The following is a 26,404-nucleotide window of genomic DNA, read 5'->3' on the forward strand; positions in this document are numbered from 1 at the left end:
ATACAGTACCCCTGAGTTTTACCCAAGGTTTAATCTGTATTGGTGCTGGCTTCCCGGTGATTATTATCGGAGCCTTGTTAAGACATTTTGACTCTCTTGAGTAAGAAGTGAGTCAACAAATAAATGAGACAACGAATACCCCGACTACGCTAAAAACTATAGCTTGGGCAGACGCTCAGTTACCCGACTAATTTTCTGAACAACTTCAACAAGGCGATTGCCCTCAACATGAACTTCTGGGGTTGGATAGTTTTGCAACGTCTCAATTAGAGTAATTTTTCCATTCGGTAAAGCCGAACTCATCAAAGCGCCTCGTAAAAACTGGCGATTAGCCCGATTGGTAGGCGTATGAATGACTTGGCTGGTTTGATCCAACAGTAATTTCCCAGGGACGCTATTGAGTACCCGATGAAGCAGGATTGGATTTACAGCCACCTCTTTTGTCAAAACTTGCCGCAACTCTGCTGGTTCTTTTACAGAAGTAATTTTGCTTATTTATATTTCAAATATTGGATATTTTTTTGATTCATGCATCTCTCTAAAGATAGAAATAACGATTTTAACTAAAATTATTTTATAAATTATGGTTTTAACGAATAATTTCATATAAAATTCCAATAGATATGTGTACGATAATGTCTAAAGATGTTATTCAAAAACCATGCTAATTGCATAGGGTTTGAGTTTTGGGTTAAATCTAACTTTTGACAGTTGTGTTGATACCTAAAGACGTTGCTATTTGTAGCCAAATCTGCCATTTTTTCAGAGTTTTAACGAATAAACTAAAGATTTAATTGGGATTATTTTATGGATAAAAAGCCGCAAGTCGATCGTCAACGGGAGCATCAAGCCAACGAGCGCACCTTTCTGGCTTGGCTGCGAACTTCGATTGCTTTAATCGGGTTTGGTTTTGCTATTGCTAGATTTGGCATCTTTTTACGTCAAATTCAAGTAGCAGTGACTCAAGCAGAAGCAGAAATACATCCTCTGTTCAACTCTGAGAACCTGGGAGTAATGCTGGTTATTTTTGGAATTGTGACAATCGCCTTAGCCGCTTGGCGTTATAATAGAGTCTTTTGGCAAATTGAGCGAGGAGATTATCGACCCAATCGACTGATAATTTGGATGACAACTGGGATAGTAATGATTCTGGGAGCTCTAAGTCTTCCGTTTGTGTTTTGGCGCAATCAAATACCTAATCCTCCAGCGTCGCCCCCAAACAAGCAACAGTCTAATTACTGAAGAATCACAAAAATAGCCCTAGTTATGATTGTGGCAGATAAGCCGGCTGAGTCTTGGAGTGATGAAGATATGACTCAGTTTGCCGTACTATTAACGACAGCCGCCAAGGATTTGTGCTATGACTCAAGCAACAACTCAGATAGAAACGTTTCCTTTAGTGTTGCACCTGCATCCAGTCATTAATTTGACTGATGATCAATTCTTTGAATTCTGTCAAATTAATCGCGACTTACGCATTGAACGCACGGCTACGGGAGAACTACTAATTATGCCTCCCACTGGTACGGAAACAGGTGGACGCAATTTTAGACTGAACGGACAATTGTACAATTGGACTGAACAGGATGGGACTGGTATTGGCTTTGACTCCAGCACTGGCTTTACCCTTCCCAACGGTGCAGAGCGATCGCCTGATGCGGCTTGGGTGAAACTAGAGCGGTGGAACACCCTGACTCCTGAACAGCAGCAAAAGTTTGCGCCGATCTGTCCTGACTTTGTGATCGAACTGCGATCGGCTTCTGATAATTTGACACCGCTCAAAACTAAGATGCAGGAGTATATTAACAATGGGGCGCTGTTAGGTTGGCTGATTGATCGCAAAAAGCGACAGGTTTATATCTATCGCCCAGGAGTGGCGGTGGAATGTTTGGATAATCCCGCAACTGTAAGTGGTGAGTCGGTATTACCCGGATTTGTGTTGGATTTAAGCAAAATTTGGTGAGGGTAGCTAGGCAGAGTGTCCTACTATTTCATAACAGCCGCCAAGGATTTGTGCCATGACAATGACTGAAGCAACAACTCAAGTAGAAAATTCTCCGTTGGTGTTACATTTACAGCCGATAATTAATCTGACAGATGAGCAGTTTTTCGAGTTCTGTCAAATTAATCGCGACTTGCGAATTGAACGCATGGCGACAGGAGAATTACTAATTATGCCCCCCACCGGATCAGACACGGGCAACCGAAATGCTAAGTTGAATCAGCAATTAGCAAATTGGACAGATGCTGATGGTACGGGAATTGAATTTGACTCATCATCTGGCTTTACGCTTCCTAATGGTGCAAAGGTTTCCCCTGATGCGGCTTGGGTAAAACTAGAACGGTGGAACGCCCTGACTCCTGAACAACAGAACACTTTTGCTCCCATCTGTCCTGATTTTGTGGTGGAACTGCGATCGGCTTCTGATAATTTGACACCGCTCAAAACTAAGATGCAGGAGTATATTGACAATGGGGCGCTGTTAGGTTGGCTGATTGATCGCAAAAAGCGACAGGTTTATATCTATCGTCCAGGAGTGGCGGTGGAATGTTTGGATAATCCCGCAACTGTAAGTGGTGAGTCGGTATTACCCGGATTTGTGTTGGATTTAAGCAAAATTTGGTGAGGGCAGTGTAGGGAAAGCGCCTTGCCCGCATTTTTCAAAAATTTTGCTATCTGAGTAGTCGAAACCTTTATCCTGAATGTTCCCCCAGCCTAAAAATCTTGCACTGCCTCACCGTGCCTTATACAACTAGAACAGAGACAGGGTTATTCAGGCAAAGATAAGTATTTTTCTCTATCCTGTTTAACTTTATACAATAACTCTCGAATATCCGTCGTGCCTGTCCAAAGGGTTATATCGATGTTATCCAATATTTTCTCTAGCCTGCTAACCAATTCTTCAAGCTCATCTTCTTTACCTATTGTTCCATCAACTCCGTAAAGTCGAGTGATTTCAACTAAAAGTTTCAGCCACAGTAAGCTATCACAAGCACCTTTCCACGCATAAAAATCCAGCGAACGGGAAAAGAGGAATACTTTGATGAATTTGTGAATCTACAGCATTTAGGGCTTTCTATAGCAAATAAAAGCCTGGGACAAACCCAATGGAGTAACTATATTGAACCTTATCTAACTGACTTGAAAATTGGGGATAAAAATAATATTCTGGATTTACATATTCTTAAAGCTGCTTATGAATCTACTCTTAGTCCTTTACTGTCTATAGCTACAAGGCAAGGGTTTGCTAGATGGTCTTACAGATAATCATGTCTAAGCAATAAAAAAAGCCGATGAAACTGAAGGAGGAATCTTAAATGAATAACTTTAAAAGCCGAGCAAGAACCAGGAAAAGTTGCTCTCAATGCAAATTAAATTTAACTGACCATTTATCCCAAGGTTGTCATATTCCAGGAATCTTTGTACTTCGCCCTAGAGCAGAAATTGGAGCAATTATTGACAACTTAATTTTCATTGCTCTAGCAGCCGAATAAAATGAATTTCAAGACCAAATTATTCACATCCCTTTAAGGTAGCTAATAGCTCTAGTGGCGGGTACACCTAATTTGAATGTCACTGACTTAAATCGGGTGGGCAATGCCCACCCTAGGGTATATCAAGGGTTTTGGCGATCTCATAATGCTTATTTCAGTGCCATTCCACCTAATTTTGTGGATGACGCTTACGCCCGGAAACCGTAGGGGCGCACCGACGTGCGCCCGATTTAACCATAAAATCTATTCCACCATTTTAGCTGTGTTACGCTACCATCGTGCATTAGCACTCTGGGTAACTCTCCGAATCCACTGCCTTGCGATCGCCAACCACTCCAGTTTAGTTTTTCCATGACTCATCTAGAGCAAAATTACGGATATTTTTCAGAACAAAAAGCTCGTTCGCTTTAACTAAATCCCCCGTACACACTACTGGCAAGCGTTCTTGATAAGCTTTAACAGCGAAGGGATAGTCTGCTGCTGTTAAATCAAACTTAATTTTACGGAACTTCCCGACAGCACACCCCATCAAAATCACACGTTCAGCTTCACCAAACTTGTCCAACTGAGTAATAATTCCCTGAACGTGAATATTCGTAGCTTGAGTGACTAAATCACCTAAGATTTGAAAGTACGAACGATTTTCCACAAGTTCTAGCGTTTGCACCACCTCATAAAGGCGTAACGCAAAACCAGGAATTTCAGGTTTCAAGGGTAAAACTATCTCAAATTCTGGCTCGGAGTTGGCTGGCAATGTCCAAATTGAAGCTTTCTCCTTTATCTGACTTTGTTTCTGCCAACCATGAGATTGTAAATATTTAGCCACTTCTGTCGGTTGTATACCCAGTAGTAAATCCACATTTTGAATCGTTGGTTTCATAACGTTTCTCCTTTTTCCAGACTGTCCATAATCCTTTTTAGGGCATCAGCCGTAAAAACATTTTGGCGTGGAATTGAGACAGTGACAGATGTTTGATTAGATATAGCAGGCTGACCTTGCAATGACACCCAGTAACCGCATCGTCTCAAACACAGTTCCCTTTCCGACTGATGCAACCAATCAGCGGGATTTTCTGGAACTAAAACTACAACTAAAATTCGGGTATTGTAGGGTTCATCGTATCTTAAATCGTCATAGTTTTTCACGCTGAGAGGATACTTAATTTCCTCAGTACCCAGTACATCTTGTGACGTGCATTTTATCTGCACTTCTAGTCGGGGACGACGCATTACTCCCGGCGCAGCGGTAGCGGCGATAATTGCATCAATGCCATCCATGTCCAAGGGTCTTGGTGCCAATTGGAACGAGTAACCTGCAGCTGAGGCGATCGCATAAACATAAGCATAACTGAATTCTTCTTTTTGGATGTTAATATTCACCCTGATTATACCCTCTACCCAGTTAACAGAGTATTTTACCTGAATCTTGTCCCTAAGCAATGAACTCTCAACTTTTTTGGGCTTATGCGAAACCTGTCACCTGCGCCAGTTGAAAATAACCGAATATGAAAACGCGATCACAAAGCATTCCCGTTTAGTTTTTCCACGACTCATCTAGAGCAAAATTATGGATATTTTTCAGCACAAAGCCGCTATCTTCTTTAACTAAATCTCCTGTACAGAAAATAGGAAACCGTTCTTGATAGGCTTTTATAGCAAGAATGTACTCATGGTTAAACAACTCCATCTTAATTTCCCGAAGTTGATCAAATACTACACCAAAGATGATAATATTTCCACTTAATTGGTCAGTATTAGGAGCATGAATTAGCCGAACAATTCCCTGGATTTTTAGATTATTAGCTGTAGTAATGAGTTCGCCAATAATCTCAAGTTGAGAACGATTTTCCTGTTTTTCCAGTGTTTCCAAAATAACACTCATAGAAACCGGAAAACCCGGTATACCCTGATTCAGGGGTAACAGAATAGTCACCGACTCTCCTGTCTCATTTTCTTGTATCCAAGTTGAAGCTTTATTCTCCAAATAGTTCTGTATTCTTAACTTTGAGTGGATACTTCAGATGATTTTCATCTAGAATTGCTCTTGAAGTACATTTGAGTTGAACGTATAGCTGAGGATTCCCCATTATTCCCTGCACACCAATCCCTGTAAAATCAAGTCAATTCCCAGTTGATCTAAGGGCGTAGTTGTTCTCTGGAAGGAATAACCTGCGGCTGAAGCGATCGCATAAACATAAGCATAGCTGAATTCTTCTTTTTGGATGTTAATATTCACCCTGATTAAACCTTCTACCCAGTTATCGCCAATTAAATTATGTCCCTATCCCAGCCGTCTAGCCAATCCCGCCCCATATACCTCGACTACCACTCTACCACCCCCACTGACCCCAGAGTGGCAACCCAAATGCTACACTACATGACTACCGCCTTTGGTAACGCTAGCAGCATTGACCATACTTATGGGGATGAAGCCGAACAAGCTGTATCCCAAGCCGCAACTCATATCGCTAATTTAATCGGATCATCCGCCAAAGAAATTATCTTCACCTCTGGCGCAACTGAAAGCATTAACCTCGCCCTCCAAGGATTCGTTAGATTACACCATAGTAATACCTCAAAAATACCCCGCCTTGCTGTCTCCCCGGTGGAACATAAAGCCGTTTTAGACACCTGCAATACCCTCGCCAAAAAAGGATTAGCCGAAATCATTAATCTTCAGGTTGACTCCAAAGGTAGACTGGATTTGGATTATCTGGAAAATATCTGTAAAAACGGCATTTCCTTGCTGTGTATTATGGCAGCCAATAACGAAATTGGTACAATTTATCCGATACAAAATATCGGACAAATTGCCCAAACCTACAGAATTCCCTTCCTCTGTGATGCATCCCAAGCGGTAGGGAAAATTCCCATCAATTTTCAAAACTGGGGGATCACATACCTCGCCATCTCCGCCCATAAACTCTATGGACCCAAAGGTTCAGGCGCATTAGTGGTGCGAAAAAAATATCCCCTAGAACCGATTCTCTGGGGTGGGGGTCATCAGAACGGGATGCGATCGGGTACACTTAATGTTCCGGGTATTGTCGGTTTAGGTGAAGCCTGTCGCCTGCGTCAGTTAGAAATGGCAGACGATGAAACCGCGATCGCATCCTCTAGAGACAAACTCCAAACCCTGCTGCAAGACAGCATTACCGACGTCGTTATTAATGGCGACACGACTCACCGCCTTGCTGGGAATCTCCATATTTCTATTCCTGATATTCCCAATAGTGCAGTGATTGCCAGAATCCGTTCCCAACTCGCCATCTCCACAGGTTCCGCCTGTACGTCCGGGGTTGAAACACCATCCCATGTACTGCGATCGATAAACTTATCGGATAATTTAATAGAAGGGGCATTACGTATCGGTTTGGGCAAATTTACCACAGATACAGAAATTAGTCAAGCCGCTGAAATTTTGTCAACAGCCGTTAGCAAAATTCGTCAAGCTATTGATGGAAATTAAACAAAAACCAAGCACCATTGTAGAGACGTTGCATGCAACGTCTCTACAAACGCATTTAAATTGTGTATTCCCTGTTGCCTGTTGCCTGTTGCCTGTTGCCTGTTGCCTTTCAGGGTTTTAGGTATCCCAATTTAAATGCCGAACAGCTTAACAGCTATGGCGGTTGCTATACTTAGATCACTAACTTGGTAATTCGATCGCGAACTCCGTTCCTTGACCGGGAGTCGAATCGCAGCGCAACTCACCCCCATGGCGTTCCACGACAATCTGATAACTGATGGATAATCCTAAACCCGTTCCCTTACCTACAGGTTTTGTGGTAAAGAATGGATCAAATATGCGTTGGTAAACCTCGGTTGGTATTTCTGCACCACTGTTTCCCATATAAATTACCACCTTTGAACCACCCTGATTCTCGCTATCCTTAGACCCTTCCTCACCGGGAATCACAGCCGTGCGAATCCAAATTTTGGGTTCAAAGTCGAGGTCAGTTTCCAGTTTCTCCTCTAGCGCATCAATGGCATTACTGAGGATATTCATAAACACCTGATTTAGCTGACCCGGATAACATTTAAGCTTTGGTAATTGACAATACTCTTTAATCACCTGAATCTGAGGACGATGGGATTGTTCTTTAAGTCGGTGCTGTAAGAGTAACAGCGTATTATCAATCCCTTCCTGAATATTGACCTGCTTGCACTCCGCTTCATCCAAACGCGAAAAATTGCGTAAGGATTGGACAATCTTAATGATTCGATTCGCCCCCTCTTCCATAGAGGCTAGTAGTTTGGGGAAATCGTAGGCAATAAAATCAACATCTATAGTATCGAGTTCTTCCGCGATCGCGCTGACAGGTTGCGGATAGTGCTGTCGATAAAGCTGGACTAAGTGGAGTAGGGTTTGAGCATACTCCGTCGCAGGCTCGATATTCCCATAGATAAAACTGGTGGGATTATTAATTTCGTGGGCAATTCCCGCCACCATTTGTCCCAACGACGACATTTTTTCCGCTTGAATCAGTTGGGTTTGAGTGCGTTTTAATTGATTGAGAGTGAATTCTAACTCCCGTGTTTTTTGCCGCTCTCGTTCCTCCGCCTGCTTGCGCTCCGTGATATCTGTAATTGAACCAACAGCGCGGACGGGATTGCCTAACTCGTCCCAATGTGCCTGTCCCCGCACCAACACCCATTTATAACTTCCATCTTGACAGCGCATCTGATACTCTAGGGAATAATCAGGTGTTTCCCTGTTAATATGCCGTTGAAAGGTGTCCTGAACTAAGGAGACATGAGCCGGATGAATGTAACTCATCCATTTGTCAAACGTATTGATAGTCTCATAGTCATATCCGAGTATTTCTAGACAACGGGGCGATAAGAAATGCTCATTGGTAATCAGATTATTATCCCAAATCCCATCATTATTACCTGAGAGCGCTAATTGCCAGCGTTCCTCACTCTTTCTCAGTTTAATTTCTGCCCGTTTGCGATCCGTGATATCTTGTCCGATACCAATACTGGTGCCATCACTGAGGCGAATATTTGCCCACGAGGTTTCCAGAATTTGACCGTTTTTAGTCTGTAGGCTGAAATCTTGCCATTTTCCGGACGCATCGAACATAAAATCCAAAACCTTCTGGCGATCTGTTGGATTGGGATAACATTCGGTTAACAAATCAATCGTATCCAATTCACCTTTATCCCACCCTAAAACCCGTTCCACTTCTCGGTTAACTAATCGAATATGACCCGTGGCATCATAAAAACAAATCATCACCGGAATATGGTCAAAGATGGTTTGTAGAAGTTCCTTCTGGTAGCGGAGTTGATCTTCGGCTTGTTTGCGTTCGGTGATATCGCGGGTAGAACCCACCATTCGCACCGGATGTCCCGCTTCATCCCAGAGGGCTTGGGCGCGAGAGTGTAGCCATTTGTAGGTTCCATCCTGACAGCGCAAACGATACTCGATCGCGTAATGGGGTATTTTTTGCGCTAGGTAATCTTGTAGACTCTGATTCACCAAGCCAATATCATCAGGATGCAGATGGTTTTGCCATCCCTGAAAATCAAGTTTAAATTGATCGTTATCGTATTCCAGGATTTCGCAGTAGCGATCAGAGATTAAGGCTTCCCCCGTGGTGATATTCCAATCCCAAATCCCATCCTGATTCCCCTGAAGCGCTAATTGCCATCGTTCTTCACTTTCCCGCAGGGCGGCTTCAGCTTGTTTGTGATCGCTAATATCAGTGGCGGTTCCTAAAATTTGCTCCGGTTTCCCTTCCTGGTTCCAGGTAAAGACTGTCTCCCGACTAGACAGCCAGCGCCATTCCCCATTTTTGTGCTTAATTCGATATTCTAAATCAAATACCTGGTCAGTTTGGGCGGTTTCCAAGTGCTGAAAATGGTGGAGAATTCCCGGTAAATCATCGGGGTGCATCAGCGTCGCCAGAAGATCATCCTCCATCTGGATCACGTCTTCCGGTGTATAGCCAAGCAGGTTCTGGATTTTGCGATTAAAGTAAAGAATTTGCTTATTGATGCGGTCATAAATATACAAGATACTGGGATTTGCCTGAGTAATAGCACGCAGCAACCTTTGATTTCCTTGCAGGGCTTCTTCAATCTGTTTTCGCTCGGTAATATCTTGCATTTGAGCAAGACTATACAACGGGTTACCCCGACTATCTCGCACCAGGGAAACGCTCAAGAGAATCCAGATACTATGTCCCTGTTTATGAATATATCGCTTTTCTAAATGGTAGTAACGAATTTCACCGTTGAGGAGTTGACGGGTATAATCACGTTCCGCTTCTAGATCACTAGGATGGGTGATTTCTGGGCAAGTTTTGGCTAATAATTCGGCTTCGGAATAGCCAATAATTTCACACAAGTAACGATTAACTTTCAGAAAATAACCATCGAGGGCGACTAACGCCATCCCACTAGCCGCGTAGTTAAACGCCTTACGGAAACAGTCTTCACTCTCTCGCAGTTCAGCTTCCATCCGTTTGCGATCGCTAATATCCCGCGCCACCCAGACAACCGAGTGTTTCGCGATCGGGGAAATACTGGCGCTAAACCAAACCTCTCGCCCCTGTAGCCACAGACAGTAATCTAGAGTCAGGGTTTGCTGGGTGGCGATCGCCTGTTGAATCGTTTCCACCCATACTGAATCGGTTTGGGTGGGATCTCCCAACAATCGCTGGATGATCTGATCTATAAATGTTGTATCCTCATACAGACAATTTGAAGCGGTGGGAATAACTTCAACCTCTTGAATCTGGTGATCGTGAGTATCAATCACCAGAACGATATCCGTCATTGCCTCAAATACAGCCCGGATTTTGGCTTCAGAGGATTGAAATTTGGCTTGCAGTAATTCACGCTTACTAATTTCCTGTCGCAGTTGTTGATTTAACTGACGCAATTGAGATGTTTGCTGATCTAACAAATGTTCTAGGGTATCCACGGTTTGATAAATATCAATGGGATTAATCGTGTTCAGGATCTGTGTCTGCGTAATTAAACCCGCCAATTCTCCGGCTTCACCTGAGACAACCAACCGTCGCACGCGATGCTGCTGCATGAGTTGATGGGCACTCCAAATCGAGTCAGTGGGTTGAATGAGTAATAGCGGGGTACTCATTACGGTGGTAACGGGGGTGTTTGCCAAATCCAATCCCAAGTTGCCAAACTGGACAATATCCCGTTCGGTGACAATACCGATTGGGCGGAGTAAGTTTTGAGTGTGTAGGGGCGGGTTTAGGAAATTCGGTTGTGCTATTGGTAACGTTTCTGCAAAAGCCGCCTTGACTGAATTTTGCTGGGAAACAGGAAATTCAGCCTCTTTGACAATCACCACACAACTGACTCGCTGTGCATTCATCAGTTGTGCGAGTTCCAAAATAGAAGTTGTCTCCATGGCGTGAATCACACGGGTAGCCATCACATCGGAGACTTTTTTGTGGTTAAGTAAATCAACGGGTTGGAGAACATCGCGAATCGTTTGCGGTGTGATTACACCGATTAAATTTCCCCTCTCTCCCACCACCGGAAGATGACGAATTTTATACTGACGCAGGCAATTAATCACGGTAACGATATCTTGGGCTTCAGTTTCTGTGATCGTCATCACTGAAGTCGTCATCACAGACGCCAGAGATAAGGTTCGCCAGTCAACACCGGAAGCAATGAGTTGCACGGTATCTCGTTCAGTAAAAATACCTACAACCGGACTATTCGGTTGATGATTGGCTAGTACAAGTAGACAACTGCTGTGAGTCTGAGTCATCCGCGCTAAAGCCTCCTCCACCGAGATATCAGGTGTCACGGTGAGAGGATAGCGATTGATCGCTAAACCATTGTTATGATTCAGTTTAAAAGCAGTAGCAATGCTCATGGAGAAGCGCTCCTGAAGCCAACGGTTTTTCTGTCTTCCTATTTAATTCAAGATTTCTAGACTTGTTTCAGGGTTTTATCTAATTTTTTCTCTGGATATTTCATACTGGCTGGCTGGGGCGATGATTTTTTCTGCGATCGCCACGAAATGACTTAGGATTAAACCTGTCAAATCCAATGAGTAAACCTTAAGTATAGACGACTTTTTTGGATATCTCTATTTTTTGGTCAGAGAAATACTATGGAACGCTTAATTTCTGCCTTGGGGCTGCTGGTATTCATCGGCTTAGGCTACGTTTTATCTGTCAATCGGCGGGGGATTCGCTGGCAACCTGTATTATGGGGTATTGCCTTGCAATTAATTCTGGCGGTGTTAATTCTCAGGACAGCACCAGGGTTGGTTGTCTTTGAGTTTTTAGGGCAGTTAGTGACTCAGTTTCTGGATTTCTCTGATGCTGGGGCAAAGTTTGTTTTGGGTGAAAATTTAGAGGAGCGCTTTATTGCCTTCAAAGTCCTACCGACAATTATCTTTTTCTCGTCTTTCATCACGATTCTTTATCACTATAAAATTTTGCCGCAGGTGGTTAAGGCAGTCGCTTGGGTAATGTTCAAAACCTTGAAAACATCGGGCGCAGAAACCCTGAGTGCAGCAGCGAATATCTTTGTCGGTTCAACGGAAGCCCCGCTATTAGTCAAACCGTATGTATCCACAATGACGCTTTCTGAGTTGCACGCGGTAATGACAGGAGGATTTGCCACCGTAGCTGGGGGTGTCTTGGCGGCTTATATTTCCTTTGGAATTCCCGCCGAACACCTCATCGCTGCTTCGGTGATGTCTGCACCAGCCGCTTTAGCCATTTCTAAACTCTTGTATCCGGAAACAGAGTCCTCGAAAACCGCCGGGAAAATTACCCTGGAGGTGAAGCCGACAACGGTTAATGGGATTGATGCGGCGGCGACAGGGGCGCTGGATGGGTTAAAATTAGCCGCCAATGTAGCAGCAATGTTGATTGCATTCTTGGGACTGTTAGCTATGGTGAACGGTATTCTGGGGTGGTTGGGTGGATTAGTTGGACTACCCCAGCTCACGCTAGAATCAATTTTAGCGATTATTTTGGCTCCTGTGGCGTGGTTAATGGGTGTTCCTTGGTCAGATTGTGGTCAGGTGGCAATTTTGTTAGGAAAAAAGACGATTTTGAATGAATTTATTGCTTATCTGGATCTCAAAGCATTGATTGAGCAATCTCAGCTATCGGAACGGTCAATTATTATTGCTACTTACGCCTTGTGTGGCTTTTCCAATATTGGTTCAATTGGGATTCAACTGGGTGGAATTGGCGGAATCGCACCAAATCGGCAACCTGATTTAGCACGATTAGGCGTGAGAGCATTAATTGGCGGAACACTCGCTTGTTTTATGACCGCTTGTATTGCTGGAATGTTATTGTAAAAATCATCAAATAACATGGCACGTCTTTCCTTAAAACCTGCCCTCCACACCAATAATTGAATAAGCCACTGTAGGGGCGGGTTTAGGGACTAAATTCATATTTCACCGATAAATGAACAACAAAACCCGCCCTCCACACCGATAATTGAACAAAACGATTTAAACACTATGTCTAAACGCAAATCTTCTAATTCCTCCCAAAAGCGCGTAGCTTACCAAGAATTTGGTAGTAATTCGGCGGCTACGGAACGCGGAGTCCAAGAACTTCCGCCCAATCAGCAAAACTTGCGCGTTCAAGCGTCTCGCAAGGGGCGCAAGGGTAAAACAGTGACAGTGATTACTGGTTTTCAATGTAAACCCGATACCTTAACCCAACTTCTCAAACAGCTTAAAACTAAATGTGGTAGTGGTGGCACGGTTAAAGATGATACCTTGGAAATTCAAGGGGATCATGCTCAGAAATTGCTGGAAATTTTGACGCAGTTGGGGTATAAAGCCAAAATTAGTGGCGGTTAGCGTCTTTTGAAAAATGTTGTAGTCAGTGTATCTAATTAGTTGGGGGCGCAAGGCTTGCGCCCCTACATTTGCTATACTATGGAAAACATTTTATAAAAAAATTACGATGATTGCTTCTCCTCAACATCCTTATCTTACACCTGACCAATACCTGACAATGGAAGAACAGAGTCCAATAAAACATGAATATATTGATGGGCAAATCTATGCTATGGCTGGAGCCAATGACTCTCATGTTACGATTGCTGGAAATCTTTTTGCTCTACTCCGTAGTCATGTCCGAGGTTCGGGTTGTCGAGTCTATATTTCCGATATGAAAGCCCGCATAGAATCGTTAAATCGGTTCTATTATCCTGATGTTATTGTTACTTGTGATCCACGAGATCAAGAAACCTCAACGTATAAGCGATTCCCGACTCTGATTGTTGAAGTTTTATCGGATTCGACTGAAGCATTTGATCGAGGTGATAAATTTGCTGACTATCAGGAATTGGAAAGTCTCCGTGACTATGTATTAATTAATACCAAACGGCAACGAGTTGATTGCTTCCGCCGCAATGATGAAGGGCTATGGGTGTTGCAGTTTTATACTCCTATACAGCAAGAATTTAAACTCGAAAGTATTGGTTTCACAGTAACCTTTGTTGCGCTTTATGAAGATGTAGATTTTTAATTAAAATTTTCGCCCTGCTCATCAGCCCAGAGTTCAAACTCCGGGCTAATAGCTGAAGTCCATTAAAATGGACTAGATGTCTTATCCCGTTATCTTAAGACGACTTTCGCTTTTAGCTTAAACTAAAGGAGGGTTAAGGTGGCTGATTAAGCTGTCATGCATTTAAATTGGGTATTAGTAGCGAGCAAGATGCTCGCACTACAAGGCTTTCGCCATTACTGATATTAAGGTTTAAATGCCGAACAGCTTACGATAATCTCATGAATGACGAAAATTTTTGCAAAAACAACATCAATATGATGTTGAAGCGCTCACAAACTAAGGTTATTTTTCCGGTAATTACTCTCGCCTTGGTTAAGGAATATCTATCTAACTAAAAAACTATTTTTTCAAACTCTGAGATTAAAGCCGCGTATCAGATCAATTTGAAGATATGGAAGACCGGTAAAAGATATTAAGGATTATTTATGAGGAATTCCATCGCGAATATTCGAGTAATATTCGTTAAATGGGTTGTCGTTTTCTTTTTTCCGACTACTTATGGCGCTGAAGCGCAACTACAAACTTATTTGGGAATGGGGGGTTTCGACGTTTAGGGCGAAGACAGCGCAACTACGAACGTTTAAAAGCCTAAATCGGCTTTGGCAGAATCGGCGGCGGCAAAAACTTCTTCATCTGACTTTTCATCCCAAGAGGGTTCGCCAATTTCTGTGTAGAATGTTTGATCATAAGGACGAGTTCGTACTACAACGGGCATGGGTACGGCGTGTCCTAATATTAATGCCTGTTGTTTGGAATCTAATTTAGCTAACACCGATCGCAAACTTTGTCCCCCTGAAACTCCGGTGAAGATAGCCTCGATGTCTTTGTCATCATTCAGTAAACAGGTAATCCGGGTGCCAACCTGGGACATGACTTCATTATCAATCCCCGATGGACGCTGATCGACAATCAGTAATGTAACGAAATATTTCCGCATCTCGCGGGCGATAATGCCAAAGATGGTTTGACGTACTGTGGCTGAATCTAGGAAACGGTGCGCCTCTTCAATCGTAATCACCAATGGGTGCGGGCGATCGCATGGATTTTTGCTTTGCAGAAATTTCTCCGCCTTCCGCACATATTTACCATGAATGCGGCGCGTCATCACATTCGTGGCTAACATATAGGAGAGCATATTCGATTGCGAGCCAAATTCCACCACCACATGCTTCCCCGCATCCAAGGATTGCAGAATCTGGTCAATATAATTTTGGGGACAAGCACTCCGCATGTACTTCAATTCATCTAAACGCAGTAACTTGCGCTGTAATGCCATAATTGAAGATTTATTTCCCCGCTTCTCATCGCAAAATATCTGAATATCTTCATTCGTCATATTCAGGAGTTGCGTAATCCAGGTTTTGCCAAACTCGTTGCGGAGAATAATCGCATTTTCCAGACTCGCCTCAGATAGGTTTAACTCCCCGCGCACTAGCATAATATCTTCAACTTCAATTTGATCGTAACTGAGATACATGGCTTGGGCGTCTCGAATTCCTCGGCGTTGGGTGGATTCCGGGTCAAGGGTATAAACTTGGACTTGATTGGGAAAGAGTTGGCGTAATCCTTTAACGGTACTAAATTGTTTTCCTTCTGATACCGCTTCCCATCCATATTCGGAGTGCATATCGAAGATTAAATTAACCGCCGCTTGCTTGCGAATAATCCCGGATAATAATAAGCGAGTCAGAAAAGATTTCCCGGTTCCCGATTTGCCAAACACACCATTACTGCGTTCCACAAACCGATCCAGGTCTAAGCATATTGGCACGTCCATGTCAAGGGGTTGACCCACCGAAAAATTCCGTCGATGGGGGTCATCTTCCCAGCCAAATACCGCCCGGAAATCTCGTTCACTGGCATCATAAACTTGGGAGAAGTGACTGGGAATTGTTTTCACTGGAAGCAATTCGTCGTCGTCATCACTACTTTGAGGTTGAAATGACGCTAAAGGACTTTTGCCATTCAAATTCAGGTTGGGTGTCTCCCGTTTGCCCAGGTTTGGCGTTAACATCAGCATCGGAGTTAAATTGATTGTCCCAAACGTGCCACTTCCGGCAAGAACCTCGCGTAAAAAGCTATCGTTGGGATGGGGGGGATTCGCCCAAATCCGCTGACTGGAGGTTCCTAGCGCTACATCCGTCAGCATACAGAAAAAGCGCGATCGCATCCCTTGAACCACCAGAAACTTACCCACGCGCATATCTTCGACGGAGACATCCGCCTCCAATCGCACTTCCAATCCGCCAGAGAGAGAACCTTGAATGACTGAACCTAAGGGTTTATCTACATCCATCACTGCTAGGGTTTGAACGAAGCCAAGCCTATCTTATCGTTCTCTTCTGGGTTATAGGGGGTTTTCCTTGGATTTAAGGGGTAAATTAGCAATTTTTTGAAGAAAACCCGATGATTCACGATTTGTTTTGTCAGTATTATCTTCTTTTTTGTCTTTGTCTCGTCACACAAACGATGCACCCTATAGCGGTTGGATCAATGGTGTAGCTGTAAACCTGTTCCTTCCCGGCGATTGCGGAGATCATAGTAAATGAGTGCTTTAATAATCTGCCAAAATGGCATGACTAAAAGACCCATACAGGCAAAGGAAATAACGAGTAACGGCACTAACATTCCTAATGCAGTAATTAACGCCTCTGGCGATGGATTAATCAATACAGTGGGAATCGTTATCAGTATAGGAATGAAGACGATTAATCCTAGCGGAATTGTGATTAGAGTCCCAACGGCAATTATCCCCATAATATTGGGAACAAATCCCTTGCTTAATTCCCAACTGCGGTTAATGGCTGCTTTGGGCTTTATATTTCCTTCTACGGCTAACGGTAACTCAGTAATAAAGAAGTGGGCATAAACCCAGAGGTAAATGCCGAGAGTAACTAAGTTAATGATAGCTTCTAGGCTTGATGCTATTCCCACGATGATTCCTGAGACTATCGACAAACCAAAATTTACTGCAAAAGCAATCAAACCAATTAAAATTTGAGCTGTCCAGAAATCCCACATTTTCCGATCAAGCTGATTGCGAATGCTCTCAATAGTTTCCGGTTGTTCAGCAAATTCACTGATGGCATGACGTGAAATAATACCCTGGATTTGATATAATTTTGCCCATCCATAAATCGGTACTATTCCCCACAAAAATGCCTGAAATGCCAGACCAAAATATAATTTGAAGCGATCGCGATACAAACGCAGACCCGCACTAACCACATTCCCTACACTTAAGGGTTTCATGGGTTGGCGAGGTTGGGAACGGCTGGAGTGAGTGCTACGGTGTGAGGCATTATCGCTTGGTTGTCGATTGTGTGAAGATGTATACCCTCCAGCAGCAGCGTGTCGAGGAACTTTGGCAAAATTTGAACCTGGTAGTGGTTCTGAAACAGAGGATTTAATATCATCAACATCCGAGGATATATCGTTTTCCGCCGCAACATCTTCAGGAGTGTGATGTAGATTTAAATCAGGATCGGAATGGTGAACGTCTGCGACTTGAGGAGGTGAGGATTCTATCTCAAAGGTTTGATTCCAAGCAAAAGAGTCTTGTCCTTTCTGACGCCCATAAACTTGCACCGTTTTAATCGTCTCAACGCCTAGCTTGGTTAAACCCTGACGAATAAAAGAAACCATCGCCTTTTGGTTAGGAATTTGCGCTGATTCCACCAAGACTTGCAAACAATCATCTTTGCGATTAACCTTGGCGATGATGTGCTTGGCTCGCAGTGAGCGGTTAATCATTGCTGCAATTGCTTTCGGATTACCTTGTTTAGCGAGCTTTAACGTGTTTGGCTCAGCCATAGCCCTGTCTCCAATTGGGGTACGTTCAGATTAGATTGAAGTGATCAGCAGACATCAAAGAACCTTCACAAGTGACTCTAAATTTCGCGGCTGCTTTTACGTAAAATGCCCCGTTTTGTGATATTTATTTACATTTCCCAATAAAACGTCAGAAAAATAGACTTGCCGATTTCTGGCGACAGATGTTAAGGAAAAAGGGAATCGGGACTTCAAGATTAGAATTGAAATCCGAGTAAATTCCAGTACGCCAACACCCCAATAAAAACTAAGGTGGCTAATGTGATCACAGAATAATGCGATCGCGCCCCAAAAGACCAATCGTGATTTTTCCAAGCTAACACGGCAAAAGCCAGTAATCCCAGGGTAGCCAAAGCCGTTAACACAGGAAGACACAAGAATGCGATCGCGACAGGGAGAACGCCATAGACTAACTTCCAGACGCCGATCAGCCAGAGTGACAGGGGTAAACCAATCAGGAAGACTAGATTTAAGGACGACCTAATATCTGTTCCACCAGGTAACCCAATAACGCGATCGCATGGTTGGAATAGCTGTAAAATTTTCAATGAAGTATCCCCACCTTGGTAGTTTACCCAGGTGTGAAATAGCTGAAATCTACATAGAGGATGATGATCCCAAGATGGGGTTATAGCTCAAAATGCAAAACCAGTAGATTCAAAATGAATGCGACTGACTTAAGGCTGGTGGGTTGAGCGAAGTCGAAACCCACCCTACTAGCTTGGCAAGGTTAAAATGGTGGTCAAACAACTTCTAACTCATCTTCCCGGAAGTGACCGCGAAACTTTTTATCAAATTTAACCTGAATCGGTAAGTTAGCGCTCACGGGTCGCCCTTGCCATTCTGTAACGATAGCCATGACTTCGCCTTCCATACCCTTGATATCAAACGGCTCATTCCGGTGGGCAGGATTGTGGTAAACAATAACAGATGTCTTAACTCGAACGCGATCGCCAACTTTCATCGAAAATTACGGTTAGTAAGGGGGCGGATGGAAACCCCTGTCATTTATGCTTATGGAAGAATTCGCCCTCTTACATAAACAGCAGCCCGACAGGGCTTCCCAGAGAAGCTGTATTGGTATCCATCCTTCCCGTGTACACGACTGCAATATTTAAATTTGACTGAGCGCTCACACCGAAGTCCGAGCGCGGTCGAGGCTTTAGGCTGGTCAGGTTTGGGCTTTTTTCAAGCCCCTGGCTTACAGCCGTGGGGTTCCTGACACAAAAAGCTCGTTTTCTCTTAAACAGCCTATATCTTGCCAGAAATTACTCTGGCAATCCTAAACCATTTTTACACAGCAAGGTTCTTTCCTAGAGATTAGTTTGGCAACTGATCAAAAACGGTGCTGATTTTCCAGCACCGTTTTCAGACCTGTAGCCACCTCAACCGCAGCCAATTCTTATGTTTACGCCGCCACAGATGCTTGAGGACGAGCAAAAATCATCCGTCCTGCAGATGTCTGTAAAGCAGAGGTGACCACAACTCGCATTTCAGCGCCGAGGTGGTTACGTCCTTCTTCTACAACCACCATCGTGCCATCGTCTAGATAACCTACGCCTTGAGAGGGTTCTTTCCCCTCCTTGAGGATTTTCAGTTCCAGGCTATCACCCGGCAGATAAATTGGACGTACAGCGTGAGCCAGATCATTGACATTGAGTACCGGGACTTTTTGCAAATTAGCCACTTTACTCAGATTGTAGTCATTCGTCAAAAGCGTGCCATTAATTTCCTGAGTCAACCGAACCAATTTGGCATCCACTGTCTGAATATCCTCATAATCAGCCGGGTGAATAATCAGGCGTTCCGGATAAGCGGTTTGCATAGCTTTGAGAATATCTAACCCACGCCGTCCCCGAATCCGCTTTTGATCATTCGCTGCATCGGCTAACTGCTGTAACTCTTGCAACACAAACTGGGGAATGAGGAGTTGACCCTCGACAAACCCTGTATTCAACAGTTCCTCAATGCGACCATCGATAATACAACTGGTGTCGAGTACCTTACTCGTCGCTGGTTTGAGCGTCCCTTCTGCTACCAACATCGTGTCCAAGCTGTTTGGATTAATCAGTCGCAAAAAAGTCCGACCGTGGGTATCTGCCAAACTGATTCCCAGAAAGGCAAACATCACACTGCCCAAAATTGCCGCCAGGGGCTTGATAAAGGCAAACTCCGAGGGAAAAGGTAGAAAGAAAATCGGGGCTAGCATTAAATTCGCTAACAGCAGCCCCAACACCAAACCGACTGCCCGGGTTAAAATTACCTCAATTGGCAGTTGGCGTACCTGCTTTTCCAAACGACGATAGGTCACCTGCACCGTTAACCCAACCGCAAAACCGATAATGGCGGTAAAACTGGCTAAAATCCAGCGCAGCGCCTCCAGATTGGTAATCTGTTCTTGCACGGAAGGCGGAAGCAGTTCAACAATGTCGAACCCTACACCTGCTCCTCCTAGGATGAATAAAAGAATAATGACAAAATCAAGCATGGTTCCAATCCAAGTGGTTTATCTGGCAAATCTTTCGATTCTATTCAAGATTTATAATGATAGAGGTTAATCACATTTATTATATCTTTCCCTCCATTTTGTTTTCCTATACCTATCGGCTTAGCTCAAATCTTCAGTTTTTCGTATAAGCGAGTACAGTTCTAGCCTTTTTTTGTTAATGACTCCAGATTTTTTCTAAAAATACCTTGAACTAATAAGTCTGTCAGCATAAATGGTGAGGATCATTAGGGGTCAGGGAATAGGAGATTCAGCTTCATAACTCATAATTCGGATATCCTTGGTGAGCATAAATTAAATAACATTTACAAAACGTAATTTTGTTTTGTTTATTTCCATCGATCTACTACTTGTCAATCATACGTTAAGAATTATTCGCCAATTTTCCGCCTAAAATGTTAAATTTTTCAAACAAATCTGAGAAATCTGAGAAATCTGAGAAAATCATCGAGATGGGAATTGCCCATTCCGCCTACATCCATATCCCCTTCTGCCGACGCCGCTGCTACTACTGTGACTTTCCTGTATCTGTAGTCGGCGATAAAGCCAGAGGCAGTACGTCCGGCACGATTGAGGAATATGTTGAGGTCTTAGCTCAAGAAATTCAAACAACACCAGCCTCAACTTGTTCTCTCTCAACCATTTTCTTTGGTGGTGGCACCCCCTCTCTGTTATCCACTCAACAGTTAAACCGCATTCTGGATACCTTAGCACAGCAGTTTGGCATAACTACCGATGCTGAGATTTCCATGGAAATAGACCCAGGCACATTCGACCTGTCGCAGATCAAAGGATACCGGGATGCGGGCGTGAATCGAGTCAGCCTGGGAGTTCAAGCCTTTCAGGATGAACTATTAGGCATTTGTGGGCGATCGCACCAGCTTAATCATATCTTCACCGCCGTTGAGTTGCTCCGCCAAGTAGAGGTTCCCGACTGGAGTTTAGATTTGATTTCTGGATTGCCCACTCAAACCTTAGAACAGTGGCAGGAATCCCTAGCCGCCGCCATTCAGCTTGCCCCTACCCATATCTCCTGCTATGACCTGACTATAGAACCCGTCACCGCCTTTGGACGGCAATACAGCCCCGGCATTTCTCCCTTACCGACTGACGAAACCACAGCTCAAATGTACCGCCTTGCCCAGCAACTCCTTACGGATGCCGGGTATGAACATTATGAGATATCCAACTATGCTTTACCCACTCATCAATGCCGACATAATCGGGTGTATTGGGAAAACCGTCCTTTTTATGGATTTGGTATGGGGGCGGCTAGTTATATCCAGGCGCGGCGGTTTACGCGACCCCGCACCCGACGAGAGTATTATGCTTGGGTAGAACAATTTATCCAGGCAGGAGGCGTCCTTGATTCTCCCCCAAGTCGTACCACTGACATCCTCTTAGAAACCGTCATGTTAGGATTGCGTCTGGCAGACGGTTTGAGTCTATCCGCGTTGAGGGAAAAATTTGGTGAAACCCTGATAGAAAGGATTTGGCGAAGTTTACAGCCATCGGTTGACAAAGGTTGGATCACAATAGTAACTCCTGATGGAAGCGTTATCGATATGCAAGCAGTCTCAAACAGACCCATCAGTGGACGGATCAGATTGAGTGACCCCAACGGCTTCTTATTTTCCAATACGATTCTTGCAGATATATTTAAAGAGATAGGTGAAGGTTAAGCTGGGACACCAATCAACCCTCGCAACGTTTCCCTTTGAACGTTTCACCAAGGGTGGCGGCGCAAAAGGTCTACAATTCTCAGGTGAGGCGATCGCGCTTCTCATCAATCAATTTATAGCCTGGGGCAAATTTTCTCTGTTTACCTAGAAGTCCGGAGTCATTGGCGATATTGGCGTATCCAGTATATAGTTTTAGCGATCAGCTTACCTTCATGCGGACATACCAGGGAGCTGAGACCCAAACTCGTGACGCAGATGGATCAAGATGAAATTAAACGATTAGGAGCTTCCCTCAGACAGATCGATCCGGGGATATTAAGCCCAGCGAAAGAGGGGATTACCAAAGTTTGGTATCAAGGAGGTGAGCCTTATTTTGATGTAGTGGTAGAACTTCGCCACGGCAAAATTGAGTGGTTTCAATTTACCTTGCGGGGTAAATCGATCTCCTGGAAACCGGGTTTTTTGGGTTTACAAACGGGAAAAACGAATGAATTACAAACTGATGATCTGACGTTTCATCCAGCCAGTAAATTGATTGAACATAACAACCAAAAAGATCATAAATTTATTGAATTAGCTGGCGCTATTCTACAAACTCGCGCCGATGAACCTATCTTCAAGCAAATTCTGACATTGTTCGATGCGGCTTAGAGCGTTGGCTAAAGTGGAATCAGCTAAAGTTTAACCTGAAGTTCCCCCCATTGCCTGTTTTCGATTGCATCTTTCTGTAATAATGACGATCTGTGTACTGTAATTAGGAAGGAGGGGGCTGTATGGCTGGTAGTCAGGTTGATGCCGATTTGTGGATAAGCGAATATATCACGCCTTGGGATATCTATGTTCACGGAATTACCAAGGTTTTAGCTTATGAAAAAACAGCCTATCAGGAAATGTATATTGTGGAAACAGGAGCCTATGGTAAAGCCTTAGTTTTAGACGGCAAATGGCAATCCTGTACAGGGGATGAGTTTATTTACCATGAATCCCTGGTTCACCCCGCTATGATTAGTCACCCTAATCCGCGTCGTGTTCTTGTATTGGGTGGGGGTGAAGGAGCAACGGTACGCGAAATCCTGCGCTGGAAAACCGTTGAGCAGGTGATGATGGTGGATATTGATGGTGAGGTTGTGGACGCTTGCCGACAACATTTGCCAGAAATGCATCAAAATGCCTTTGATGATCCTCGAACTCAACTGGTTATTGGTGACGCTCTAGAGATTTTAGACAACATGGAACAACAGTGGGATATTGTCATCTCCGATCTGTCTGATCCGATTGAAGAAGGACCATCCTATAAGCTGTTTACCCAAGAGTTTTTTGAGAAAGTTCAGCGCGTTCTCCAACCGGATGGATTTTTAGTCCTACAAGCTGGACCGGTGGGAACGTTCGCGGTCAAAACCCATGCTCGTCTAGTGAACACCTTAAGTACTGTTTTTCCACATATACACTCCTATTGTTGCTTTACCCCCACCTACGGTGAACCCTGGGGATTTGCGATCGCGTCTGCCCAAGCCATTGACACTCAACCCAATCCGGCTACCGTTGACCAACACCTGCAAGATAATACCACAGGGGGTTTGCGCCTAATCGACGGTGTGGCGTTATTAGGACTGTTACAAACCCCTGCCTATATCCGTCGTGCGATCGCCTCGGAAACTCAAGTCTATACCTTAAACGAACCGCCAAAATTCTTTGGTAAGGGGGCATTGAGTCAATCATCCTCTCAATCGTGATCAACTGCCGGAGAATGCCTACCTGACCCACGAGATCTAAATGTAAAATTTTGTTACAGTAAATGTAACGATTTGTTGCAGTCTTAAAAAAAATAGACAGAAAAAAGGAAAACAACAGCGTAAAATTGCCAGTAAAACCAAGTAACTGAAGTTCTCAAGACTTCCAGGGTGCAACTCTCATATTTCCTAGCTGATGCTTCTCCTTGGCAGGCAGATAGCTGTCATAGCTATCAAATCGATTTACCCGAACAAAGCCAATCTGTCAAGTTTGAGCGAATCAGTGACCCTTGCCATAACTCTGCCCAGCTACGCCAATACTCACCCCAGAGACATTGCTCATGCAGCCTAGTGGTCTGCCGTTTCATTCCTTAGCTCTAGAACCAGCAATTGATGCTCATTTTTTGACCGTCGCACCAGATACCCCGCTGGTCGATGTCTTGGCGCTCATGAGTCGATTTCGCAGTTGTCGGTTACCCACCCAAGCGTTAGGAACTGACATGAGTCACATCCCCGCGCATCTCCCACAAATTTCCTGCCTATCTCAGGAAGAAGATGCCGTGTTTGGTGTGGCGGATACGGCAGCAGGTTGTGTATTGGTGATGGAGGGAGAGCGACTGGTGGGCGTATTTACTGAGCGCGATATTGTTAGGTTAGCAGCGGCGGGGCTTCCCTTAAGCCGAGTCAATATTTCCGAAATTATGACCCGACCCGCGATTACGCTGCAACCGTCACCATCTCACGATATCTTTACCGCATTGGGACTCTTACGCCAGCATCGGATTCGTCACCTACCGATTGTCAATGAACAAGGGCAACTTATGGGAATTGTCACCCATGAGAGTATTCGCAAAGCTCTGCAACCCGTTAACCTGCTAACGCGATTGCGCTGTGTGCAAGATGTAATGACCACAGCGGTGATTCATGCACCCGTAACTACAGCGGTGCTACAGTTAGCCCAGCTCATGACAGAGCATCAAGTCAGTTGCGTGGTGATTACTCAAGTCAGAGATTCGGAAATTCAGCCTGGAGAACAAGACGCCCTCACGCCAGCCGGATGTTCTGCTCCTTTGATTAAAGCCTCTTGCTCATATCCAATGCTTTATTCTCAGTCCCTGATTCCCGTGGGTATTGTCACGGAACGCGATATTGTGCAGTTTCAGGCACTAGAACTAGATTTATCGCGCCTGAATGCTCAAGAGGTGATGAGTACACCCCTATTTTGCCTGGGTTCCTCGGATTCCTTGTGGCTCGCCCACGAGCAAATGCAGCAGCATCGGGTGCGACGGTTGGTTGTTCGCGGTAATCAGGGAGAATTAGTGGGGATTGTTTCCCAAACCAGCCTACTGCAAGTGCTTAACCCCGTGGAAATGTATGGGGTAATCGAACTACTGCAACAGGCGGTGGAAGAACGAACCTCGGAATTAGCCCAGACGAATGAACGGCTACGCCACGAAATTGGGGAGCGTCAGCGAGCGGAGTTAGCCCTGCAAAAATCTCATGACCAATTGAAAATTCAAGTTGAACAGCGCACAGTCCAGCTTACTCAAGCCAATGTCCAGCTTCAACAGGATATTCTAGAACGCCAGCGGGTAGAAACAGCCCTGCGGCAAAGTGAAGCCCAGTTGAAAAAACAAACCCGCGAACTCACACGCATGATCCAGCAACTGCATTCTTATCAAAGTCAGTTGATTCAGAGCGAAAAAATGTCGTCTTTGGGACAACTGGTTGCTGGTGTGGCTCACGAAATTAATAATCCGATTAATTTTATTTACGGTAATATTGCTTACGCTTCTCAGTATGTTCAGGACGTGATGGGTTTGCTGGAACTCTATGAGCAGTATTATCCCCAGCCTGTATCCGAAATTCAAGAAACGACCGAGGACATTGACTTAGAGTTTGTCAAAACGGACTTGCCTAAACTGATTAACTCCATGAAACTGGGTGCCGATCGCATTCGCAACTTGGTGCTGTCGTTGCGAAATTTCTCCCGCTTGGATCAAGCGGAAATGAAATCCGTAGATTTGCATGAGGGATTAGACAATACGTTGTTGATTCTACAAAATCAGCTTAAAGCGACGTCCGGTCTAGTTGAAGTGCAGTTGGTGAAGGACTATGGGGATTTACCCTTGGTGGAATGTTATCCGGGACAACTCAACCAAGTGTTTATGAATCTACTGAGTAATGCCATTGATGCGCTCGAAGAGTTGAGACAGTTAAATGCTCAAGCTCAGTTGTCTAATGGAGAATCCTCTAGTCCTTATCCCACGATTGGGATTCAAACCGCGATTAAAGAGGTGAAGCGTCCTAAATCCCAGGCAAAATCATCGTGGGTAAATCAATGGGTGGTGGTTCGCATTGCGGATAATGGGTCGGGGATGACTGAGATGGTGCGTCAACGTCTATTTGATCCGTTTTTCACCACTAAACCTGTCGGAAAAGGCACGGGTTTGGGGTTATCGATTAGCTATCAGATTGTCGTGGAAAAACATGGGGGATATCTTCAGTGTAATTCTGAACCGGGGCAAGGTAGTGAGTTTGTGATTGAAATTCCGCTGCAACAGCATCATCAGGCATCGATGACCTTTCCCAGTAGAAACGGATAGAGCAGAG

23 protein-coding genes are annotated in these 26,404 nt (G+C 44.3%); 11 read left to right on the forward strand and 12 right to left on the reverse strand.

The window, feature by feature from the left end; genetic code table 11:
• Window positions 1-156 precede the first annotated feature (156 nt).
• The gene (locus RH949_RS29675; RefSeq protein WP_157453275.1) at window positions 157-495 is read right to left on the reverse strand and encodes an alpha/beta hydrolase; all 339 of its coding nucleotides are present in this window, start codon (window positions 493-495) and stop codon (window positions 157-159) included.
• Window positions 496-807: 312 nt separating this feature from the next.
• On the opposite strand from RH949_RS29675, the gene RH949_RS29680 reads away from it, so the two are divergent.
• The 3 genes from RH949_RS29680 (at window position 808) to RH949_RS29690 (ending at window position 2,627) form a co-directional block, all read left to right on the forward strand.
• Complete coding sequence (locus RH949_RS29680) at window positions 808-1,242, forward strand: YidH family protein (protein WP_006103317.1); 435 nt, start codon at window positions 808-810, stop codon at window positions 1,240-1,242.
• Window positions 1,243-1,360: 118 nt separating this feature from the next.
• Window positions 1,361-1,963, forward strand: a complete 603-nt coding sequence (locus RH949_RS29685) for a Uma2 family endonuclease (RefSeq protein WP_446358249.1) — start codon at window positions 1,361-1,363, stop codon at window positions 1,961-1,963.
• A gap of 61 nt (window positions 1,964-2,024) precedes the next feature.
• Window positions 2,025-2,627 carry a Uma2 family endonuclease gene (locus tag RH949_RS29690; RefSeq protein WP_446358251.1) on the forward strand — a complete coding sequence of 201 codons (603 nt, stop codon included), beginning with the start codon at window positions 2,025-2,027 and terminating at the stop codon, window positions 2,625-2,627.
• Between the two features lie 1,098 nt (window positions 2,628-3,725).
• On the opposite strand, the gene RH949_RS29695 is transcribed toward RH949_RS29690, so the two are convergent.
• From RH949_RS29695 to RH949_RS29715, 5 genes are all read right to left on the reverse strand, one after another.
• Entirely contained in the window at window positions 3,726-3,848 is a 123-nt protein-coding gene (locus RH949_RS29695; RefSeq protein WP_006103112.1) for a hypothetical protein, read from the reverse strand.
• The gene (locus tag RH949_RS29700) at window positions 3,836-4,375 is read right to left on the reverse strand and encodes a hypothetical protein (RefSeq protein ID WP_044208943.1); all 540 of its coding nucleotides are present in this window, start codon (window positions 4,373-4,375) and stop codon (window positions 3,836-3,838) included. Before RH949_RS29700 ends, RH949_RS29695 begins: the two co-directional genes overlap by 13 nt.
• Window positions 4,372-4,875, reverse strand: coding sequence for a DUF4365 domain-containing protein (locus tag RH949_RS29705; protein WP_044208946.1), 504 nt, complete (start codon window positions 4,873-4,875; stop codon window positions 4,372-4,374). The genes RH949_RS29700 and RH949_RS29705 overlap by 4 nt, the downstream gene beginning before the upstream one ends.
• A gap of 154 nt (window positions 4,876-5,029) precedes the next feature.
• The gene (locus RH949_RS29710; RefSeq protein WP_446358254.1) at window positions 5,030-5,479 is read right to left on the reverse strand and encodes a hypothetical protein; all 450 of its coding nucleotides are present in this window, start codon (window positions 5,477-5,479) and stop codon (window positions 5,030-5,032) included.
• A 102-nt stretch (window positions 5,480-5,581) separates the two neighbouring features.
• Entirely contained in the window at window positions 5,582-5,731 is a 150-nt protein-coding gene (locus RH949_RS29715; protein WP_446358256.1) for a hypothetical protein, read from the reverse strand.
• 39 nt (window positions 5,732-5,770) lie between these two features.
• On the opposite strand from RH949_RS29715, the gene RH949_RS29720 reads away from it, so the two are divergent.
• Entirely contained in the window at window positions 5,771-6,964 is a 1,194-nt protein-coding gene (locus tag RH949_RS29720; protein WP_446358258.1) for a cysteine desulfurase family protein, read from the forward strand.
• 180 nt (window positions 6,965-7,144) lie between these two features.
• On the opposite strand, the gene RH949_RS29725 is transcribed toward RH949_RS29720, so the two are convergent.
• A complete protein-coding gene (locus RH949_RS29725) occupies window positions 7,145-11,362 on the reverse strand; it encodes a PAS domain S-box protein (protein WP_446358260.1) in 4,218 nt (1,405 codons plus the stop codon).
• 240 nt (window positions 11,363-11,602) lie between these two features.
• On the opposite strand from RH949_RS29725, the gene RH949_RS29730 reads away from it, so the two are divergent.
• From RH949_RS29730 to RH949_RS29740, 3 genes are all read left to right on the forward strand, one after another.
• Entirely contained in the window at window positions 11,603-12,811 is a 1,209-nt protein-coding gene (locus RH949_RS29730) for a NupC/NupG family nucleoside CNT transporter (RefSeq protein WP_446358262.1), read from the forward strand.
• A 168-nt stretch (window positions 12,812-12,979) separates the two neighbouring features.
• Window positions 12,980-13,327, forward strand: a complete 348-nt coding sequence (locus RH949_RS29735; RefSeq protein WP_006103111.1) for a translation initiation factor — start codon at window positions 12,980-12,982, stop codon at window positions 13,325-13,327.
• A 106-nt stretch (window positions 13,328-13,433) separates the two neighbouring features.
• A complete protein-coding gene (locus RH949_RS29740) occupies window positions 13,434-14,000 on the forward strand; it encodes a Uma2 family endonuclease (RefSeq protein ID WP_446358265.1) in 567 nt (188 codons plus the stop codon).
• 622 nt (window positions 14,001-14,622) lie between these two features.
• Here RH949_RS29740 and RH949_RS29745 read toward each other — a convergent pair.
• The 5 genes from RH949_RS29745 to RH949_RS29765 all read right to left on the reverse strand — a co-directional run bounded on the left by RH949_RS29745 (window position 14,623) and on the right by RH949_RS29765 (window position 20,361).
• The gene (locus tag RH949_RS29745; RefSeq protein WP_446358267.1) at window positions 14,623-16,338 is read right to left on the reverse strand and encodes a helicase HerA domain-containing protein; all 1,716 of its coding nucleotides are present in this window, start codon (window positions 16,336-16,338) and stop codon (window positions 14,623-14,625) included.
• A gap of 194 nt (window positions 16,339-16,532) precedes the next feature.
• Window positions 16,533-17,855: a hypothetical protein gene (locus RH949_RS29750; protein ID WP_446358269.1), complete on the reverse strand. Its 1,323-nt coding sequence runs from the start codon at window positions 17,853-17,855 to the stop codon at window positions 16,533-16,535.
• Between the two features lie 215 nt (window positions 17,856-18,070).
• On the reverse strand, window positions 18,071-18,421 hold the full coding sequence (locus RH949_RS29755) for a hypothetical protein (protein ID WP_446358271.1): 351 nt from the start codon (window positions 18,419-18,421) through the stop codon (window positions 18,071-18,073).
• Window positions 18,422-18,615: 194 nt separating this feature from the next.
• Complete coding sequence (locus RH949_RS29760; protein ID WP_006103284.1) at window positions 18,616-18,837, reverse strand: ferredoxin-thioredoxin reductase variable chain; 222 nt, start codon at window positions 18,835-18,837, stop codon at window positions 18,616-18,618.
• Between the two features lie 444 nt (window positions 18,838-19,281).
• Window positions 19,282-20,361 carry a PIN/TRAM domain-containing protein gene (locus RH949_RS29765; protein WP_006103287.1) on the reverse strand — a complete coding sequence of 360 codons (1,080 nt, stop codon included), beginning with the start codon at window positions 20,359-20,361 and terminating at the stop codon, window positions 19,282-19,284.
• Between the two features lie 413 nt (window positions 20,362-20,774).
• On the opposite strand from RH949_RS29765, the gene hemW reads away from it, so the two are divergent.
• From hemW to RH949_RS29785, 4 genes are all read left to right on the forward strand, one after another.
• Complete coding sequence (gene hemW / locus RH949_RS29770) at window positions 20,775-22,061, forward strand: radical SAM family heme chaperone HemW (protein WP_446358273.1); 1,287 nt, start codon at window positions 20,775-20,777, stop codon at window positions 22,059-22,061.
• Between the two features lie 255 nt (window positions 22,062-22,316).
• Window positions 22,317-22,712 carry a hypothetical protein gene (locus tag RH949_RS29775; RefSeq protein ID WP_006103219.1) on the forward strand — a complete coding sequence of 132 codons (396 nt, stop codon included), beginning with the start codon at window positions 22,317-22,319 and terminating at the stop codon, window positions 22,710-22,712.
• Window positions 22,713-22,834: 122 nt separating this feature from the next.
• Complete coding sequence (gene speE / locus RH949_RS29780) at window positions 22,835-23,794, forward strand: polyamine aminopropyltransferase (protein ID WP_446358275.1); 960 nt, start codon at window positions 22,835-22,837, stop codon at window positions 23,792-23,794.
• Window positions 23,795-24,132: 338 nt separating this feature from the next.
• Window positions 24,133-26,397 (forward strand): CBS domain-containing protein, encoded by a 2,265-nt coding sequence (locus tag RH949_RS29785; protein WP_446358277.1) that lies wholly within the window; start codon window positions 24,133-24,135, stop codon window positions 26,395-26,397.
• Window positions 26,398-26,404: the final 7 nt, after the last annotated feature.

Source organism: Coleofasciculus sp. A1-SPW-01, assembly GCF_040217205.1.
Taxonomy (GTDB): Bacteria; Cyanobacteriota; Cyanobacteriia; order Cyanobacteriales; family Coleofasciculaceae; genus Coleofasciculus; species Coleofasciculus chthonoplastes_A.

Bases quoted from the DNA above. Each gene is read 5' to 3' on its own strand.
- RH949_RS29785 (WP_446358277.1), top strand. From the start codon at position 24,133: ATGCAGCCTAGTGGTCTGCCGTTTCATTCCTTAGCTCTAGAACCAGCA.
- RH949_RS29695 (WP_006103112.1), bottom strand. From the start codon at position 3,848: ATGGAAAAACTAAACTGGAGTGGTTGGCGATCGCAAGGCAGTGGATTC.
- RH949_RS29725 (WP_446358260.1), bottom strand. From the start codon at position 11,362: ATGAGCATTGCTACTGCTTTTAAACTGAATCATAACAATGGTTTAGCG.
- hemW (WP_446358273.1), top strand. From the start codon at position 20,775: ATGTTAAATTTTTCAAACAAATCTGAGAAATCTGAGAAATCTGAGAAA.
- RH949_RS29700 (WP_044208943.1), bottom strand. From the start codon at position 4,375: ATGAAACCAACGATTCAAAATGTGGATTTACTACTGGGTATACAACCG.
- RH949_RS29690 (WP_446358251.1), top strand. From the start codon at position 2,025: ATGACTGAAGCAACAACTCAAGTAGAAAATTCTCCGTTGGTGTTACAT.
- RH949_RS29730 (WP_446358262.1), top strand. From the start codon at position 11,603: ATGGAACGCTTAATTTCTGCCTTGGGGCTGCTGGTATTCATCGGCTTA.
- RH949_RS29680 (WP_006103317.1), top strand. From the start codon at position 808: ATGGATAAAAAGCCGCAAGTCGATCGTCAACGGGAGCATCAAGCCAAC.
- RH949_RS29720 (WP_446358258.1), top strand. From the start codon at position 5,771: ATGTCCCTATCCCAGCCGTCTAGCCAATCCCGCCCCATATACCTCGAC.
- RH949_RS29740 (WP_446358265.1), top strand. From the start codon at position 13,434: ATGATTGCTTCTCCTCAACATCCTTATCTTACACCTGACCAATACCTG.
- RH949_RS29745 (WP_446358267.1), bottom strand. From the start codon at position 16,338: ATGGATGTAGATAAACCCTTAGGTTCAGTCATTCAAGGTTCTCTCTCT.
- RH949_RS29750 (WP_446358269.1), bottom strand. From the start codon at position 17,855: ATGGCTGAGCCAAACACGTTAAAGCTCGCTAAACAAGGTAATCCGAAA.
- RH949_RS29760 (WP_006103284.1), bottom strand. From the start codon at position 18,837: ATGAAAGTTGGCGATCGCGTTCGAGTTAAGACATCTGTTATTGTTTAC.
- RH949_RS29765 (WP_006103287.1), bottom strand. From the start codon at position 20,361: ATGCTTGATTTTGTCATTATTCTTTTATTCATCCTAGGAGGAGCAGGT.
- speE (WP_446358275.1), top strand. From the start codon at position 22,835: ATGGCTGGTAGTCAGGTTGATGCCGATTTGTGGATAAGCGAATATATC.
- RH949_RS29735 (WP_006103111.1), top strand. From the start codon at position 12,980: ATGTCTAAACGCAAATCTTCTAATTCCTCCCAAAAGCGCGTAGCTTAC.
- RH949_RS29685 (WP_446358249.1), top strand. From the start codon at position 1,361: ATGACTCAAGCAACAACTCAGATAGAAACGTTTCCTTTAGTGTTGCAC.
- RH949_RS29775 (WP_006103219.1), top strand. From the start codon at position 22,317: ATGGATCAAGATGAAATTAAACGATTAGGAGCTTCCCTCAGACAGATC.